General features: G+C 70.5%; 11 protein-coding genes. 9 read left to right on the plus strand and 2 right to left on the minus strand.

The features are described from left to right. Positions 1 to 170 precede the first annotated feature (170 nt). Positions 171 to 776, plus strand: a complete 606-nt coding sequence (locus QM809_RS04630; RefSeq protein WP_415044642.1) for a LuxR C-terminal-related transcriptional regulator — start codon at positions 171 to 173, stop codon at positions 774 to 776. Positions 777 to 821: 45 nt separating this feature from the next. On the opposite strand, the gene QM809_RS04635 is transcribed toward QM809_RS04630, so the two are convergent. Beyond that, positions 822 to 2,069 carry a cation:proton antiporter gene (locus tag QM809_RS04635; RefSeq protein WP_415044643.1) on the minus strand — a complete coding sequence of 416 codons (1,248 nt, stop codon included), beginning with the start codon at positions 2,067 to 2,069 and terminating at the stop codon, positions 822 to 824. A gap of 124 nt (positions 2,070 to 2,193) precedes the next feature. Between QM809_RS04635 and QM809_RS04640 the strand changes: the two genes are divergently transcribed. The 8 genes from QM809_RS04640 to QM809_RS04675 all read left to right on the plus strand — a co-directional run bounded on the left by QM809_RS04640 (position 2,194) and on the right by QM809_RS04675 (position 15,083). Continuing rightward, positions 2,194 to 3,507 (plus strand): toll/interleukin-1 receptor domain-containing protein, encoded by a 1,314-nt coding sequence (locus QM809_RS04640; RefSeq protein ID WP_415044644.1) that lies wholly within the window; start codon positions 2,194 to 2,196, stop codon positions 3,505 to 3,507. A gap of 248 nt (positions 3,508 to 3,755) precedes the next feature. Then, entirely contained in the window at positions 3,756 to 5,165 is a 1,410-nt protein-coding gene (locus QM809_RS04645; RefSeq protein WP_415044645.1) for a hypothetical protein, read from the plus strand. A 481-nt stretch (positions 5,166 to 5,646) separates the two neighbouring features. Next, positions 5,647 to 6,495 (plus strand): hypothetical protein, encoded by an 849-nt coding sequence (locus QM809_RS04650; protein WP_415044646.1) that lies wholly within the window; start codon positions 5,647 to 5,649, stop codon positions 6,493 to 6,495. A gap of 5 nt (positions 6,496 to 6,500) precedes the next feature. Further along, positions 6,501 to 7,787, plus strand: coding sequence for a CHAT domain-containing protein (locus tag QM809_RS04655; RefSeq protein ID WP_415044647.1), 1,287 nt, complete (start codon positions 6,501 to 6,503; stop codon positions 7,785 to 7,787). Positions 7,788 to 8,027: 240 nt separating this feature from the next. After that, the gene (locus tag QM809_RS04660) at positions 8,028 to 9,383 is read left to right on the plus strand and encodes a hypothetical protein (protein ID WP_415044648.1); all 1,356 of its coding nucleotides are present in this window, start codon (positions 8,028 to 8,030) and stop codon (positions 9,381 to 9,383) included. A gap of 141 nt (positions 9,384 to 9,524) precedes the next feature. After that, positions 9,525 to 11,849, plus strand: a complete 2,325-nt coding sequence (locus QM809_RS04665; protein ID WP_415044649.1) for a type IV secretion system DNA-binding domain-containing protein — start codon at positions 9,525 to 9,527, stop codon at positions 11,847 to 11,849. 106 nt (positions 11,850 to 11,955) lie between these two features. Continuing rightward, positions 11,956 to 12,393 (plus strand): DUF5663 domain-containing protein, encoded by a 438-nt coding sequence (locus QM809_RS04670; RefSeq protein WP_415044650.1) that lies wholly within the window; start codon positions 11,956 to 11,958, stop codon positions 12,391 to 12,393. A gap of 107 nt (positions 12,394 to 12,500) precedes the next feature. Next, entirely contained in the window at positions 12,501 to 15,083 is a 2,583-nt protein-coding gene (locus QM809_RS04675; RefSeq protein ID WP_415044651.1) for a hypothetical protein, read from the plus strand. 43 nt (positions 15,084 to 15,126) lie between these two features. On the opposite strand, the gene QM809_RS04680 is transcribed toward QM809_RS04675, so the two are convergent. Continuing rightward, positions 15,127 to 17,550 carry a hypothetical protein gene (locus QM809_RS04680; RefSeq protein ID WP_415044652.1) on the minus strand — a complete coding sequence of 808 codons (2,424 nt, stop codon included), beginning with the start codon at positions 17,548 to 17,550 and terminating at the stop codon, positions 15,127 to 15,129. Between the last annotated feature and the right edge of the window lie 119 nt (positions 17,551 to 17,669).

The raw sequence follows: 17,669 nt of genomic DNA on the forward strand, positions 1-17,669 counted from the left end.
AGCGAGGATAAGCCCATAGGTCGACAAATGTGTAATCACGCACGCAGGTGTGACATAAGGGGAGTTTCCCGCACCGGGTGGCGTGAAGACTGCCGCTATGCATGCTGACTGCGCTCAGGCAATCCCCCAAACTTGGGAAAGTCGGTTTCGGCAGGGTGAAGGAGAACAAGGTGCGCGAGAACAGAGACGTGGGCATCGTCGTCGAGCACGACCTCGTCGACCGAGCATTGCTGGAGACGGTGCGCAGGTTCGGATACGACGCGGTGTACTACGACTTCGAGCTGCCCGTTCAGCGGGATCCGTTGCCCGCGGTGCTGGTGGTGCGACGTCCGGAGCGGTTGTCCCGGGTTCAGGCGCTCGCCGCGAGCGGCCGGGCGCGGGTGATCGCCGTGGAGTCGGAGGGGACGTCGTTCCTCTCCGCGCGGAACCTGTCGGTGGTCCCGGCGGCGGACGATGCCGCCAAGCACCTGAAGGCCGCCCTGGAGTACTGGCTGGGGGCGCCGCGGAATCGGGGGGCGATCGCGATGAGCCCGCGGGAGCGCGCCGTCCTGGCCACCTACGTGCTCGGCGCGACGGTGAACGAGACGGCCGAACAGCACTTCGTGGCCACCTCGACCGTGCGCACGCACTACCGCCGGGTCGCCGGCCGGTACAACGAGGCGGGCCGTCCGGCGGGGAACAAGGCGCAACTGCTGCTGCAGATGGTGGCCGACGGGTGGATCCGGTTGCCGGACGGTTTCGCCGAGGCCAGACGGCAGGGCGCAGGCGCGGCCTGACCGGTCTCCGCCGCCGGAACGATGCCCGCGGTGGCCTGAGAGGGGTCAGGCCACCGAAGCGGATCGTCCGGTGTCGTCGGGATCGGTGCCGGCCGGATCGTCGTCGTCGGGGGTCGGGACGTTCGGGTCGGCGGTGCGTGAGCGCAGCGTCGCGGCGAGTGCGGGGTAGAGGAGCACCGAGAGCATGCCGCCGCCGACCAGGACCGCGGCCGCGGTGGACGAGAGATGTCCGGCGGAGACGCCGGCGGAGGTGGCGACGATGATCATCGGCAGGCCGGTGGCACCCATCAGCGCGACCGACATCCGTTCGGCGCGGCCGGTGCCGGGGAGGACGGCCGTCGACGACGGGAGGCCGCGCACCAGCAGGAGCAGCAGCGTCACCGCGGGCACGACGGCGAAGGTCCACGGCTGGGCCAGGAGCGCCTTCAGGTCGAAGTCGATCCCGGTGGTGATGAAGAAGACCGGGATCAGGAAACCGAACGCCAGACCCTCGATCTTGCTCTCCACCTGGTCGCGGGTCTCCGGGGCGGCGTCGGAGATGAGGAGCTTCCACACGATGCCCGCGGTGAACGCGCCGAGGAGGATGTCCACTTTCAGCGCCAGGCTGAGGGCGACCAGCGCCGCGACGATCAGGATCACCAGGCGGACGGCGAACTGTCCCGAGGTGTGCATGGTGTTCTCGACGAAGCGATGCAGTCTGCCGTGCGAGGCGCGGCCGGCCTGGCGGATCGCCAGCACCGCGATCACCGCGAAGGCCGCCAGGACCAGCACGGCCGCGAGGGTGGAGCGTTCCGACAGCACCACCGAGACCGCGATGATCGGGCCGAATTCGCCGACCGCGCCGACGGCGCCGACCGTGCGGCCGAACGGGGTCTGGAGCTCGCCGGAGTCGCGCAGCACCGGGATCAGCGTGCCCAGCGCGGTGGACGAGAGCGCGATACCGATGATCACCGCGCCCATTCCGGGCGCGATGATCGCGCCGAGCGCGGTGCCCACGGCGAAGCTCAGCAGCCATCCGGCCCACGCCATGCGGCCGGTCCGGTCGCGCATCGCCGCGGCGTCGAGCTCGGTGCCCGCCATGAAGAAGAGCATCACGACGCCGAACTTCGAGAGCGTCTCCAGGAAGTCTGACGGGTGGACCAGGTTCAGCACCGCGGGGCCGACGGCGATGCCCAGGAGCAGCTCGAAGACGATCCCCGGCACGGCGACCCAGCGGGAGAACACGCGGGTGATGATCGGCGCCAGCACCGCGAGCAGGGGCACCAGCAGGAGCGTCGTCGTCTGGGCGGTCATTCCGGTGAGTGTAGGAGGTGCGGCTCACTGCTCCGGGCACGGTGCCGCGCGTCCGCATCGGGCGGGGGTGAGGACTGATGCGTGTGCGCTGCTCGGGAGGTCGCGGGCGCTTACGATCGGCGGCATGGAATTGCTCGATCAGATCGTCGTGGTCGCGAGTGGACAGGAACGTCGTATCGAGTTGCTGCGCGGCGACCTGACGGCGATCCCGCCCGAATACGCGGTGGATGCGCTCGTGGTCTCGGCGTTTCCGCACAGCTACGGCCCGGGCCGGGGCACGCTGATCGGTGGGCTGTACTACAGGCGAGACGTCTCGGTGGAGGCACTGGCAGCGGACAAGGACCAGGATCTGCGGTCGACGTCGAACTGCTGGCTCTCCAAACCGATCAGTGACAGCGGTCTGGGGTTCCGCAGGATCATCTGTTTCGAGCCGCCGGACCATCGCAACGGGCTTCCCGCGATGCTGGTCGGTGATCTGTTCCGCGGTCTTGTCCCGCTCAGTTCTGGAGAGCCGTGGATCCGGAGTGTGGCGACGTCGTTGTTGGCCACCGGTAACCAGGGCGAGGCACGGGACGTGATGCTGCGGTCCATGGTGGAGGCCGGGTACCACTGGCTGTCTTCGGGCGCCGAGATCGACGTCTTGCGGATCGTCCTGTTCGACGGCATGGACTTCTCTGGCATCAGCGCGTTGCGCAGGATCTTCCGTGACACCGCCGAAAGCCTGGACGCAGCGGCGCAGCGTGCCGCGAAGGAGCGTGAGGAGCACCGTGCGGAACGCGCCTACGACGTCTTCGTCAGCTACTCCCGTGCCGATGACTACGCGGTGGATCGGTTGATCACCGAGATACATCGGCGTGATCCGCAGATCAGGATCTTCCGGGATCGGGAGAAACTGGATTCGGGCAGTGCCTGGCAGAAAGAGATCTACGAGGCGATCGACGATTCACGGCATGTCGTGTGTCTGTACTCACCGGGTTACCTCGAGTCGAAGGTGTGCGTGGAAGAACTGCACATCGGGATGTTCCGGCATCGCGAGGAGGGCGGCGGTGTGCTGATCCCGGCCTACCTGCGCACGGCCCCGCTCCCTTCCTATCTTCAGATACTTCAGTATTCCGATGTCCGAGAGTCCGACGAGCAATTGCTCCGGGACTTCGCCGACGTGATCGTGCGGAAGGTGCGTGGCGGGTCCGGTTCTGCGTCGGGCGGTCGACGATCGCCTGTTCCGGAGGGCGACGCCGCTGAGCAGCCGAACGGTGTTCACACGGCCGGGTCGGCGGAAGCACGATCAGAAGTGCCAGAGGAAGCGGCCGCGGAGAGCACGCGAAGCGGTGAATCCGGTACCACGATTCGTGCTGAAGACCTGATCGCGGCGCTACAGCGGCTGATGTCAGACGGCGAGGTCCGCCTCGACGTCCGAATCCGCGTGGTTCCTGACTGATCCGCCGGACGGCGGTGAAGGAGGTGTCCGACGGTGGGGAACGGGTACAGAGATGCCGTCGGATGATGGAGATCCAGCCGGACAGGCAGGGGGTGGTCATGCCGAAGTTCGCGCTCCCGCATGGAGCCGTGGGGTGTCGACCGTGTCGTGTCCTCGGTCCCGGCCCGACAGCCCGGAGAGGGGCGTTCCCATTTCCCGGGGGATCTCTTCCGCCGAACTAGAGTCATATGTAACGAAAGGGGTGCGTGATGGAACAGATCACACAGCCGCTGATCCCGGCTCCGACCGAGTCGGCGGACCTCGAGTACGAGGTCCCGCGGGAGGGCGTCGGACGGAACGTCGTCATCGATGCCTATCTGGCGACCCGATCGCTGCCCCCGTTGATGGACAGGAAGCGTTTCAGCAATGAGGTGCGCGCCTGGGCCGGCGCGCTGGGCAGGCAGGCGTGGATCGGCGACAAGTACGCTCCGGTCGTGCGCACGCTGCTCGCCCAGCCCGCGGTCGCCGAGGTCGACAGGGGCCTCCTCGACGGCGTCGAGGAGGCGTGCACGACGTACGCGGGCCCGCTGAGTCGATACTCGCTCGGCTGGGTGATCAGCCTGGACGTCTGGCAACCCGACGACCTGCCGCTGCACGTCTCCACGCTGTACCGCGAGTCCGCCCGTTCCGCCGCCGTCGCGGTGCGCCGCGACATGACCGACCCGCCGGCGGAACCGCTTCCCGCCAGGGATTCCTCCCTCGCCGTCCCGCCGTGCGTGATCGGGTCCGAGGAACTCGTGACGGAGTTCCTCGACGACCAGACCCCGCGGAGCGACTACGACACGCAGAGGGCGATGAACGCCTACGTCACCAAGCTGCGGCGAGACCACGACGCCAAGCGCGATCTGCTGGAACGGGACGAGTCGGATGAGATGTCCGCGGTGATCGAACGGGCGATCGTCGACTTCGGCGCGGTCCCGGACGAGCAGTTCCCTCCGGAGCAGCTGAAACGTTTCGAGCTCGCCGCCGAGATCAAGGTCAACGAGATCTTCGACGATCAGCTGGCGCGTTACGCCGAGACGTCTCCCGCGGAGAACGTCGACGAGACCCGGCGGCGGCTCGTCGTCGAATGCCTCCGGGTGCTCAAGAAGGATGCCCGCGCCGGACACGACCACACCGGGGAGTCCGCGGCGGAGAGCCCGGAGGAGGAGTTGGCGCGGCTGGGCCGGGTGCTCGACGGTGTCGAGAGAGGCGCCTGGACGAAGGCGAACCAGGTCAGAGCGGATCTCGAGGATCGTGACCGACGACGACGGAACAGCACGGCGAAGGTGCGACACCGCCGGACCCGGGGAGTGACGTACGCGAGCGAACTCCTGGCGCGTGCGGCGGAACGGATCGATGCCGACCCCGACCTCCGGATCGACGGGAGACCGTCGTGGGAGGCGGCGACCGCCAAGGCGATGCTTCAGCGCAGGCAGGTCGCCGCGCGGTTCGATCCGGACGATCTGCGAGAACTGATCGGCCGGAAGTGGAACGCGAAGACGCCGAAGAACACCGGACTCTCCGATGAGGACGAAGCCGTCACCGAGGTCCTGCTGGTGATGTTGACCCAGATCGGCCGAGCCGAACGCGATATCCGGGCCGAACGCGGACCGACGGAGAAAGCAGCGGAATCATGATGGGCACGGTCGGGATCGGGGCAGACGGGTCCGTCGAATGGATCGGCGACGACGACGTCGCACTCGGTCCGGTGGCCTTCTTCGTCGACCGGATCCGGTTCTCCGTCGACGCGGCCCGCGGCGACGAACTCGTGGAACTGGCCGCCCCCGACGCGGAGTCGTTGCGCGCGATCTCCCAGTGGTTCGTCGACCCGGAGGTGATCGAGGAGATCGCCGCCGCGGCCGACGGTGCGCGAGTGCGCGGCCCCCGTGCCGGCGACGAGTTGACGAGGAGGGCCACGGTGGAGGCCGTCGACGCCGTCCATCTCGGCGACCTCGACGACGCGGTGCTCCTCCTCGACCGCGGTTACGCGGCGGCCCGGATCGGTGACGACACGCAGATGCGACGAGGCTACGGCTTCGGCGGCGCGGCGCTGGAACGACTCGTCGACGAGATCGAGAGCAACGACGACCGCGGCATCTTCCCCGGCGCCTGGCCGAGGTGGTGCGCTCGGCCCCGGACGGTGCGCTCACCGACGACGAACGCGCGGTGCTGCCGACGTTGGACGAGCGGATCCGGCACGACGACGGTGTCTGGACGGACTTCCTGGCGCAGATCGCCCCGTCGGCACCCGCCGGCGCGATGACCCTCGGCGGAGCCTCGGCCACCCCGGACCAGACGGCGGACCTGAGTCTGCTGCCGCCGCGGCTGCTGCTCTTCGCCGGCCCCAACCGGCCGGAGATCGTCACCTGGACGACGGCGGACGGACTGCACGTCCAGGCGCGGCTGCGCGACGACGTGCCGACCGGCTCCCGGAAGACCACCGGCCTGTACGCGGTGGCGGCCGACGCGGACACCGGAGCTCTGCTCGCCTACGCGCCGATGCGGGTCGTCGAGGATCGGCTGGAGGCGACGCTCGGTGTCGACGGACTCGATCCCGCGCGGTTGCGCTGCGGCATCGTCGCTCGTGAGGCCGTCACCGAGGTGCGGCTGGATCCGATCGGCGTCGCGGCGACCGACGTGGATCGGCACTGCCGGTACGCGTGGTCCGAGCATCGTCGGGCGGGTGCCCTGCTGGCATCGGTCGGAGCCGCGACCGACGAATCCGCGATCACCCGGGTCCAGGCTGCGGCCGACCGGGCCCGCCGCACGGCGGAGCGGGCGGCGCGCGGGGCGGCGCGGAAGGCCGCGGCCCTCGTCAGAGGGAACCGGGACGACGACTCGGCCGACGTGCTGCGGGAGTACCGGAACGCCGTCGACCGGTTCGCCGCGCGCATCACCGCGCCGCCGACCGTCGACGGCCCGGCCGGCCCGACCCTCGCCGAACTGCACTCGGTCGGCATGCGGTAACCCGGGTGGTCGGTGACTGCACACTGCTGATCAGGGCGTTCGACGCCGATACGACGTACCTTTCGTATCGTTGGCTCGACGATCCGGAGAACCCGGTGGTCCACGCGGTGACCGCCGAGGAGCGATCCGTGCTGCTGGCGCCGCTGGCGGCCGGTCTCATCGCCGGCGACCTCGACGATCAGGTGCGCCGTGCGGTCACCGGGCCGTTGACCCGCCGCGACGACGAGGCGGCGCTCAGTCGCGCGCTGGGTCGCGGCCTGCTGCCGGACTCGGTGATCGACGGGCTGCGGGCCCGGAGCGCACGGGTGGGGCCGCCTCGCGTGTCGGTGCGGATCACCCCGAGCCGAGCGCTGGCGCGGGTGCCGTGGGAACTGCTGGCCGTGCACGACGACGAGCGGTTGATCGAGTCGGCGACCGTGCAGTACGAGCCGCCCGCCGCGATCCACGTCGGCCGGAGAGCGCTGCCCGAGCCGTGGGAGCGGGTCGCCGACAAACCGGTCTGCTACCTCGTCGACCCGGAGCTGCCCGCCGGTTCGGGCCTCGGCCAGGTCGTCACCGGCACGAAGGACGAGGACGAGTTCCAGCGGCGGATCTCCCTGCGCGAGCACACCCTGATCTCGGGGATCGGTGAGACCGTCCACCGCTGGGAACTCGCCGAAGAACTCGGCGCGGGGGTGCGGCGACTCTTCTACTTCGGGCACGTCTCGACGACGTTGGACCAGCCGGGATCGTCGTCGTTGCATCTGAGCGACAGCGCGCGGGAATGGGGGCTGGCCGAGCCCATGAACAGCGCCCACCGGCCGCTGTCCGCCCTCGACCTGTTCGCCGGCACGGCCACGCCGGAGCACGGGCCCGACGACGCCGTCCCGCAGGAGGTCGGCAAGTCCGGCGCCGAACTCTGGCCGATGCCGCCGCGCGTGGCGGTGATCGCCTGCGAGGGCGGTGCCGACTACCGCAGCGCGGAGATCTTCGGCCTGGTGACCGCGATGTTCACCGCGGGAGCCGAAGTGGTCACCACCACGCGGTGGCCCCTGCCGACCGACACCGCGTTCCGGGAACTCGCGGGAGTCGCCCGGGTCCCCGGACCCACCGTCGAACTCGCGCTCGCCGTCGACCGCATCCACGAACTGGCCGATCCCGTCGCGGGTCTCGCCGAATGGCAGCGCGACAAGCTCGCGCAGTGGCGGGCCGCCCCGGGCCCGGCCACCTCCCCGCTGACCTGGGCGGCCATCGGGAACCACGTGTGCCCGGTGCGTGAGGTGCGGACACCGGAACCGGAATCGGTCCGGTGACCGGGCTCAGCCCGGCGTCGGCGTGGGCGGTCGCGGCGCGCGGCTTCGTCGTGGACCCGATCGTCGTGCTGCCGGGCACCGAGGAGGCGGTTCCGGCGATGCCGTCCGAGGTGGATCACGCGAAGTGGTCCGCCCGGTGCGCGAACCTGTGCGCGCACGCGGACTTCGCCGCCGCGACCGGGGATCAGCGGTCGCTGGCCTGGGCGATGCTCGGGCATCGCCGAACACCACCTCGGTGCGGTGGAACCGGCCGCGGCGATCGGGCACTTCGCCGCGGCCCGGCACGCCTGCCTCGACGTGGACCCGCGGCGGTCCGCGGACTGCCTGGTGGCGATGGCGGCGTGCGCCCTGGCCGCGGGCGATCCCGAACGCGCGGCGTCGTACTACGCTCTCGCGGCGGTCGAGTACGACGCGCTGGGCGCCGCTGCGCCGTGGATCAAGGCCCGGACCGACTACGCGACCGTCGTCGTGCAGCTCGGCGACTTCGCGATGGCCGAGGAAGCGGTGCACGAGGTGCTGGCGGCGGCCCGGGACGTCGCGGTGGATCGGGCCGTCCTGATCGAGGCGAGACTGACGCTGGCCAACCTGAAGGGGTTCTCCGGTCGTCGGGCCGAGGCGGAACGGGAGTTGATCGCGCTCCGGGAGAGCGTTCCGGCGGATCCGCTCTGGAACGCGCTGTGCGAGGAGTCGCTGGGCGCGCTGTACGCCGACGGGGGAGAGTACGAGAAGGCGCGTCCCGCGTACGAGGGCGCGCTGGCGAGTTACCAGCGCATCGGCCACGAACTGCGGATCCTGGAGGCGCAGGCCGGTCTCGGCTGGGTGCTGATCGGCTGCGGCGAACAGGAGCGCGGGGCGGGCGTCCTGAAGGCGACGAGGCAGCGCTTCACCGAACTGCGGCGTGCCGACCGAGCGGCCGCCTGCGATTACAACCTGGCCAACTTCTATGCGCTGACCGGCCGTTTCGAGGAGGCGGACGCGGCGTTCGCCGCCGCGGTGCGGGGACTCTCCGGGGCCGGCATGCATCATCAGATCGCCAACCTGCAGTGGAATCGGGTGCCCCGTCTGGTACGTGAGTCCGAAGAGCGCCCGGACCGGGCGCCCGCGCTGCGACACGCCGCGCTCGACACCGCGATCTCCGCGCTGATCGCCACCGACTACGAGCGATTCCAGTTCACGGACGTGACTCGGCGCGTCCAGTGGATGCGGCATCTCGCGCATCGGATGCGGAAGACGTTCACGTACGCCCACCGGCACGGGTCACCGCAGCTGGTCGCCGACCTGATCGAGTCCGCGCTCAACGCGGGCGTCTACGTGGTGGAGGCCGAACTCGACGACGACCATGCCGAACCGGTCCCGATGGATCGCGGTCCGGCACCCCGACCGGGACCCCCGGGGTCCGGCGACGGCGGCGGTGCCGCGCTGATGATGGGCGCGACCCCGGTGTTGTCGACGTCGGTGCTCCCGCTGATCCCGCCGCCGGTGCTGGTCGACGGCACCGGCCGCGTGGTCTTGGCGGAGCAGCGCGCCCGGGCGGCGGAACTCGATCCGGAGATCCGCGCCGTCATGGCGGAGGCGCCGAGCGTCACCATCTGGTGAGACGCACCGACCGACCGCCCTCGGGAGCGATCCGTCCCCCGTCTGCCGTGCCGGATCCCGTCGCGTTCCGGTCCGCCGGGAGAACCGCGGATGGGGAAGCGGGATGCAGAGGCATCCGGCACGGAGGGACGAGGAGAAGAGATGACGGTGGACGCGATGGAGTCGGAACGAGAAGCCGCGCAGGCGACGGTCCCGGCGCCGCTGACGATCACGGGTCTGCGGCCGCGGAGCGCGGACGCGGGCACCGAGTCCGTGCACGACGCGATCGTCTCGATGCTGCGGCTGCTGCCGGGCGCCGAGATCGCGATCGAATCGGGTGCCAAGGTGGTGGTGCGACCCGACGCGCTGCCCAGCCTGGTGGTGCGGATCGACTCGCCGGCCGGTGAGATCTGCGACGAACTCGAGACCGTGCTCGACGCCGAGGTGTCGACGGCGCGCCTGGCGGTGACCGGTGCCGCCCCGCGCCACGTCTGGCGCGGCCGTCCGGAGGGCGCGGCGCTCGGATTCCGGACCGGCGCTCAGCGCGGCGGCACCTGGACCGTTCACTCCGAGGTCGGCGTCCGCGACCGCGCCCGCCTGTGGCAGGCCCTGAACCTGTGGGGCGAGGGGCATGTCGAGGTGCGGATCGTCGCCGTGGACGATCAGTGGTTCGCCGTGTCGGTCGCGGTGGCCGGCGCGACGCCGCCCCCGCTGGGGGTACGTGCCGCGCTGCGGGACAACTTCCCGGGCCTGGTCTTCGCCCCGGCCCGGTTCGCCCCGGCCCGGTTCGCCCCGGCCCGTTTCGAGCCGGCCTGTTTCGAGCCGGCCGGTACGGAGACCGAGCGATTCCGCTGCGACGAGTCCGCGGTGCGGCTCTCCCTGCTCCTCCCGGTCGGGCCGGACCGGCCGGGCGGGTTCCTGCTCGCCGACCCCGCGGGCCTGCCAATGCGGATGACGACGACGCTGCGCGACACCCGCCCGGGCGTCGGCGGCGTCCGGGTCGGGGCGGCGCAGACCGATGCCGCCGAGCCGGTGGACGTGGTCCTCGGGGACGGCGAACTGCTCCGGCACCTGCATGTGGTCGGCGCGACGGGCACCGGCAAGAGCACCCTCCTCGCCGGGATGGTCCACGAACTGGCGCACAGCGGCAACGGCGCGCTGGTCCTGGATCCGCACGGGACGCTGGTGGACCGGATCGTCGCCGAGTGGCCCGCCGTCGCGGCGGAGCGCCTCGTCGTCGTCCGGGCCGACGATCTGGAGCATCCGGTGCCGTTGAATCCGTTGGCGTCCGAGGATCCGGTGGAGGTCGCGACGGCGATCGCGGACATCGGCGACATGTTCCAGGAGATGTTCGATCCGCGCGGCGAGGGGATCGTCGGACCCCGCTTCATCGACCGCGTCTCGCACGCGCTGCGCGGTCTGGTGCGGTTGCGCGGCACCCGGGCCAGCCTGCTCGACGTCCCGCTGATGCTGGGGCACCGGGGGATGCGGGTCGCCCTCGCCGAGATCCAGAACGACCCGCGGGAGGCGCTCTGGTGGCGAACCGAGCTCGCCGCGGGCCGCAGCAGCGAGCACGGTGAACTCGAGGCCTGGACCAACAGCAAGTTCGAGCGGTTCTCCGCCGCTCCCGCGCTGACCGCGATCCTGGGTTCGGGGGAGGACGCCTACGATCCGGTCGGCGCGATGGACACCGGGCAGGTGATCCTGGTGGACCTGGCCAAGGGGCGGATCGGGCGGTCGGCCGCCCGGCTGCTCGGCTACCTGCTGCTCAACCGGTTCTGGACGGCCGCGATGAACCGGAACACCGATCGCCGCTTCCACGTGATCGTCGACGAGGCCCATGCGGTGATGGCCGGTTCGCTGGTGAACATGCTCTCCGAGGGGCGCAAGTTCGGGATCTCGGTGACCGCGGCCCACCAGTACCTCGGGCAACTGCCCAAGGACGTCTCCGAAGCGCTCGCCGGCAACGTCGGCACGTCGATCGCCTTCCGGCTGAACGGCCCGCACGTCGCCGAGCACGTGGCCGCCTCCGGCGGTCTGGTGAGCGCGTCGACCCTGGCGAACCTGCCGATGTTCCACAGCATCGTCACCCGGAACGCGGCGGCCGGCGTCACGGCTCGGCCGTTCACCATGACCGTGGATCCGGCGACACCGGACTGCGAACCGGTCCACGTCGACGCCGTGACGGGCGCCATGCGGCGCCGCCTGGAAGGACTCGACGGCACTCGCCTGGACCCCGACCTGGAGTACGGCGACGGCAGGACGACGACGAAGCGCACTCCGGTCCGGGAACCGGGTCGTCCCTCGCCGTCCGCGCCGGAGCCGCCGGGGGCGTCGTTCCTGGACGAGTGGCTCGCCAGACGTCAGGCGCAACAGCGGGCGACGCCGACTCCACCGGATCCGGACCTCGCAGAATCTCATCCCGCAGAACCCCACCCTGCAGAACCCCGCCCCGCAGAAGCCGACCGCGGGGACCCGGAGCTGTGACACGCGGCCGATCCCGATGGGGAAACGGAGAGGAGGAGAAGCCGGGACGACGGTCCACCGGCACCGAGCCCCGAGCCGGGGCGGACCGAGAGAAGGAGACGCACCCATGTTTCGACTCGACGAGCAGTTCCTGATCGATTGCGGTCTGGCGGAACTGCCGGCCGACCAGCACCGGGAGTTCCTCCAGTCCGTGTACGAGACGCTGGAGCGGGAGGTGGGCGCGGTCCTCAGCGCCGGCCTGAGCGACGCCGAACTGTGGGAGTTCGAGAAGATCATCGACCGCGACCCCGAGCAGGTCGCCACCTGGCTCGCCGCCCACGCCCCCGAGTACCGGAGCGATCCGGTCTACCGGCAGATCAAGGAGGCGACGGGACTGGACGACGGCGATCTCGCCTTGCGCGCGGAGTTCGCGGCCGTCGCGTGGCTCGAACTCCACCGGCCGGACCACCGGGAGACGGTGTGCGCGGTGATGGCGCAGATCAAGGACGAGATCACCCGGAACAGTCGGGAGATCCTGGCCGCCGTCCGCGCGGGGAACCGATGACCCGGCGGAGGGAGCCGCCGCGCCGCGGAAGCCGGGCCTCCGCGGCGCGCGGCCCGGTAGCCTGCCCAGATATCACCGCCGATCGAGCAGAGGGACGGGTCACCACCATGAGTTCAGCGCGGAACCGGGCATCCCGGTGGCACCGGCTCGGGCGCCTCACCCAGGCCCTCCTGCCCGCCGTCGGTGCGATCGCCGCCGTGGTCGTCGCCGTGTGGACGTTCTTCGCGTTCACCGCGGTGTTCCCCGGATCGGGGTACTGGCAGCGGATCTTCTCCACGCTCATCACCTTCGCGGGCGGCTACACCGCGCCGGGTAAAACGGCTGTCAAGGATGCCGGTGATTTCCCGCCCACCTCGATCGCGATCCCCGCCACCCTCGCGTTCGCCATCACGATCGCCGCGGCGGCGTCCGTCGTCGTCGTGCTGTCCCGGCGCGCCCGGAACGCGATCCGGGTGTGGCTCGCGCATCCCCGGTTGGCGGTCCTGGGCAACGGGCCCACCGCCACCGCGATCATCACGTCGGCGATCGAGAACGAGATCTCCGTCGTCCTGGTCACCCACAGCGAGACCTCCGAGTCCCACCTCGCCGCCCGCGGCACCTGCCCCACCCTGATCGTCCCGAATCTCGATGCGGTGCAGGACAGTCCGGGGCTGATCCGCATCGCCAAGCGGGCGCAGAACGTCGTCGTCGCGACGGAGTCGTCGTCGGAGAACCTGCGCATCCGTCAGGCCCTCCGCAGGCATCGGCCGGGCGCCGCCGAACTCGACGACTTCCGGTCGCTCATGGCCGTGGTCTCCGACCCCCGACTCGCCGAGGCGCTGCGGCCGACCACCCTCCGCCGTGTCTTCGCCGAGGAGGACGTCACCTGCCCGTCGGAGAACGTCGCCGAACACGTCTGCCACGTCATCGACGCCGCGGCGACCGGTTCCCGCGCCGTCCGGAAGGGGGACGACGGTCAGTCGGTGAGCCTGGTCGAGCGGGTGGCGGTGCAGGTGGTCGACGTCGCCTCCGCGCCCGGCGAGACCGAGGCCTGGGCGGATCTCGCCGCGACCGTCGAACTCTGGGTGCGACGGCTGACCTGGGGACGGATCTTCCTCAACGGCGACGAACGCGCCGACGGCATGTTCAATCCCATCGTACCGGTCGAGGTGATCCCGGCCGACCAGCCGCTGCCGACGGACGGAAGTCTCACCGTCCGGGTGTACGCGGGGTCGCCGACCCGATCGGTCAGCGCGCTGCTGCGCGACCGCGTCGCCGATCCGGCCGCGACCGCCGACCTGACGGTCCTGGTCGCCGACCGCATCGCCGCCCAGGCCGCGGCGAACAGCATCGCCGAGGTCGGCAAGCCGTTGCTGACCGGGCGGCAGTGGATGAAAGACGGGGCCGTGCTCCCCGAACCCGTCGACGGACCGGGTGCGCGGGGTACGACGACCGTCGTCGTCGACCCGGTCGCCATCGGGCTCGACGCGAACCTGGTGGTCGACGCCATCACCCTGCAGTGGGCGCGCATGTTCGCGCAGACCTACAACTTCATGTTCGCCGGCGACTACTCGATCATCGCCTGGGAGCCCGGGGCGCCGCTGGCCGAGCGGCTCGCCGCCGAGGAACGCGAAGCCGCGAAGGCGGCCCGCGAGAAGGCGATGAGCGAACACCCGGGCATCGCCGGGTCCGACGGCGAGACCGAGTATCTCGCGGCGGCCGAGGAGAGGGCTCGGGTGAGGAAACGGAAGGAGATCGGCAATCGTTACTCGTGCCGCAAAGCGGTGCAGAACATGCTGCTCTTCCTCGACGACCCGGATCTCGATCCGGAGAACGAGGGCGCGTCCGGCGGCGAGACGGGCGGCTACGAACTGGTGCGGGTCGCCGCCGACCTGCCGAGGCCCCCGGTCGCGCCCTGCTTGAGCGACGACGACGTCGTCAAGATCGCCGGTCTGGAGCATGACGACTGGCGCAGGCGCGAATGGCTCGAACGTCGACCGCTGCCGGGCATCCGCCGGTGGCTCACCCCCGACAAGAGCAAGAAGGTGGCGTGGCGGACCGCGGACTTCAGTGCGTCCGGCGTCCGGGACTTCACGCTCGCCGAACTCGAGAGGTCTCCGGAGGAGATCTATCGGCTGGCGGCAGAGCGCGGCATCGTCGTCGACGACGACTTCAAGAGACTCGTCGCCGACTTCCCGCGCGCCGCGAACTACAACCGCCGCATCGTCACCGAGACCTATCCGGCGATCGCCGCCGCGTTCGGTTATGCGATCGTGCGGAAGAACCACACGGCCTTCCCCGCGGCGCCCGACGACGACGCGAGTGAATGGTGGGTGTTCCCGCGGCGCCCCAACGAGGTGACGGCGGAGAAGCAGTCGGAGAGCTGGACGTGGACCACGTCCGGCGGCGACGAGATGACCGGCGGGGCCGGCGACTGGCTGGTGACCGATCAGTGGGGGGCGCGACGCTCGGTGACCCCGGAGGACTTCGAGCGGCTGTACGAGCCGGTGCCGTCCGGTCGGGAGAACCGGTACCGGAGGATCGGGAGCGTGCGCGCGCGTCCGGCCCGGCCGGGGGAGACGGTCGTCTCGAAGGAGGGGCCGACCGTCGCCCGCGAGGGAGACTGGGTGGTGCAGGGCGACACCGGCGACCGCTGGTGCGTGCCGGGCGTCGACTTCTCCCGGGGGTACGTGTCCAGCGGCGGCCGCTGACCCCCTCTCCGGCCGAGGACTCGTCGCCCGCCCCGAGCAGTCCTCATCGAGAAGCGGTCCCTGTGCTCGTCGATCCGGGATCGTCGGTCAGGGGTGCCGCCGCCGAGACGACGGCCTCGAAATCGGTTCTCGACACGATCCGCACCCGGCCGTCGCCGTCTCGAACCACGTGGTCGTCGGCGGCGGCCGGATGCTCGACGTCGCCGTCGAGTACTTCGCCGGGTACCGCGCGGCGCGCCTCCACGAACTCCGAATCCGACGATTCGAGGGCATGCCATTTCGGCATCGGGCGGAATCCGTGTGCGACGAGTGCCCGGAACACGCTGAGCATGCTGTTGGCATTGCTTTCCAGCTTGCCGAGGTCGGTCGGATAGGACCCGTCCAGATCGTTCCGGATCCTGTTGTCGAAGTCGGTCGAGTCGACGTTCGCGTGCTTCCATCCCTGTTTGAGGTGATAGATCCGCCAGTCCTTGTGTTCGTACCGCAGGATCCGATCGAAATCGGCGGGCCTGACACCCAGCCGGTGCGCTGTCGAGAAGGCATCGGGATAGGACCCGGAATCATCGATGACCGTGGCTCCGGCCGCCGTCTGCGGGGCGCCGTCGTGGGACGCCCAGGTGCAGTCGGCGATCCCCTCCATCATCCAGAGCGCATTGGTCACCTGCCTCCGATTCGATCCCTTGTAGAAGTCGTGGAGGGCGTGCGGCTCGCGGTCGGTGGCGGTCCATGGACGCGACCCCCTGGCTTCTGGATACTCGGTGGTCATCCGGTACAGCTCGTGATTCAGGCGGGCCGCGCGCTCCCACACGTCATGGGGTGCATCGTCCTCCAGTTCGAGGGAGAGCGGGAAGTTCCGCAGATCGCCGAGGACGGCGGTGCGGCTGAACGACTTCACCGGTTCCCCGCCGACGAACAGACGGATGCGCGGGTGGCGGGCGGCCAGACGCGTGCCGTCGGAGAGCGAGCGGTCGTCGTCTCGTTCCAGGATCAGGACGACGGCTTCGGCGGCGCAGTCGTCGACCTCGCGCAGGAGCCGGTCGAGGCCCTCCACGGTCGGTGTCCGGTCGTCCACGGTCAACGTGAACCCCTCGGGATCGAATCTCGCGTCGTCCCTGGACCGGAACTCCGCGCGCAGACCTTCCGCATCGGGGCCGAGGAGGACGATCTCGGGCAGCGGCGGCCGGAACGGTGTGCGGAGGCGTCTCTCGGCGTCATGGCCCTTCGCCACCTGGTCGAACAGCTCGATCTCCCTACCCAGCTGCACGAACTCGCTGAGCAGCGTGTGGGTCAGCGCCGGAGAGGCATCGATGTACACGCGTCTCGCCGGAACGCCCTTCCCCCGATCGTTGCGGCGGATCTCCCGGGCCAGCCTGGCCGAGGTCACCTCGTAGCGGCCGATCGCGTCGGGAGCCCAACGCCCCCGGGCGTCGCGCATCAGACGCCGACGCCAGTGTTCGGCGTGCCACGGGTCGTCGATCCTCATGGTGAGCGGAACCCGGAGTCGCATGCTGTCGTCGCGGACCCGACTCTTGACGGCGCCGTCGATCTCGGTGAACCGGTCGATGTTGTGCTGGGGATCGTCGGACAGGAGATGGAGGGTCTCGGCCCGATGCCAGATCGGGAGTTCGGCGAGATTCTCGGCCTCGGCGAGATCGGTCTCGACGATGCGGGCACCGAGGGCGCGGGCGGCGCGAACGCAGTCGCGGTCCGCATCGGCGGTGATGACGACGAGTTCCGTTCCGGGCACCGGATTCTTGGCGATCGCGCGGACCATCGTCAGCGCGTCGTCGTCGATGCCGACGACGACGGTCAGCGCTCCGCGGCGGATCCGGGCGCGGTCGAGCTGCGCTTGGAAGACCCGGGCGCCGATCGCCCACGCCGCCGAGATCAGGATCAGGATCGCGAGGATCCGGAAGACGTCGAGGGCGGCGGGGTACACGCCGGGCTCCTTGCAGGTCGCTTCGAGATCCGTGACGTTGCCGACGAACTGGGAGAGGGCGGCGAAGAACGACCGGGCGGCGGAGGCCTCGCCGCCGACGCAGTGCGCGTACGACGCCCACCCGAGCCCGAACGTCGCCAGACTGAGGGCGCCGAGGATCAGCGGCACCGAACCCGACGGCATGCGCCGGTGGGACCGCCAGCGGAGCCGGATCGTGACGGTGATCGTCGTCAGTACCACTAGCGTCGTGAGAGAGGACGACGGATCGCCGAGCCATGCGATCCAGCCGGGAGCGGATGCGCGGACGTCCGGCCAGGCCGCGACGACGGCGAGCCACGTCAGGAACACCGCTGTCAGTGCGGCGAAGGCCCACGTGATCCCGGTCAGTACGTACCGGTGGTCGTCGAGGAGAGCGACGACGGACTCCCGGTGCCTCCTCCACCACAGGCCGGTCATGATCCTGCGCCGCCGGCAGAACTGCGCGAGGCGGTCGATCGGTCGATGGTCGTGTGCCGATTCCGGGTCCATGCCGGTTCTCCTCGTCCGCGCCGACGGCGTGCTCGGGCGGTCCCGTCGAGCGTGGTCGTGTCGTCTCGTCGGGGCCCGGCCGGGTGTTCGTCTGGCACGCTACCGGTCTGCGGTCGGGC

Source organism: Gordonia sp. (in: high G+C Gram-positive bacteria), assembly GCF_047600385.1.
Taxonomy (GTDB): Bacteria; Actinomycetota; Actinomycetes; order Mycobacteriales; family Mycobacteriaceae; genus Gordonia.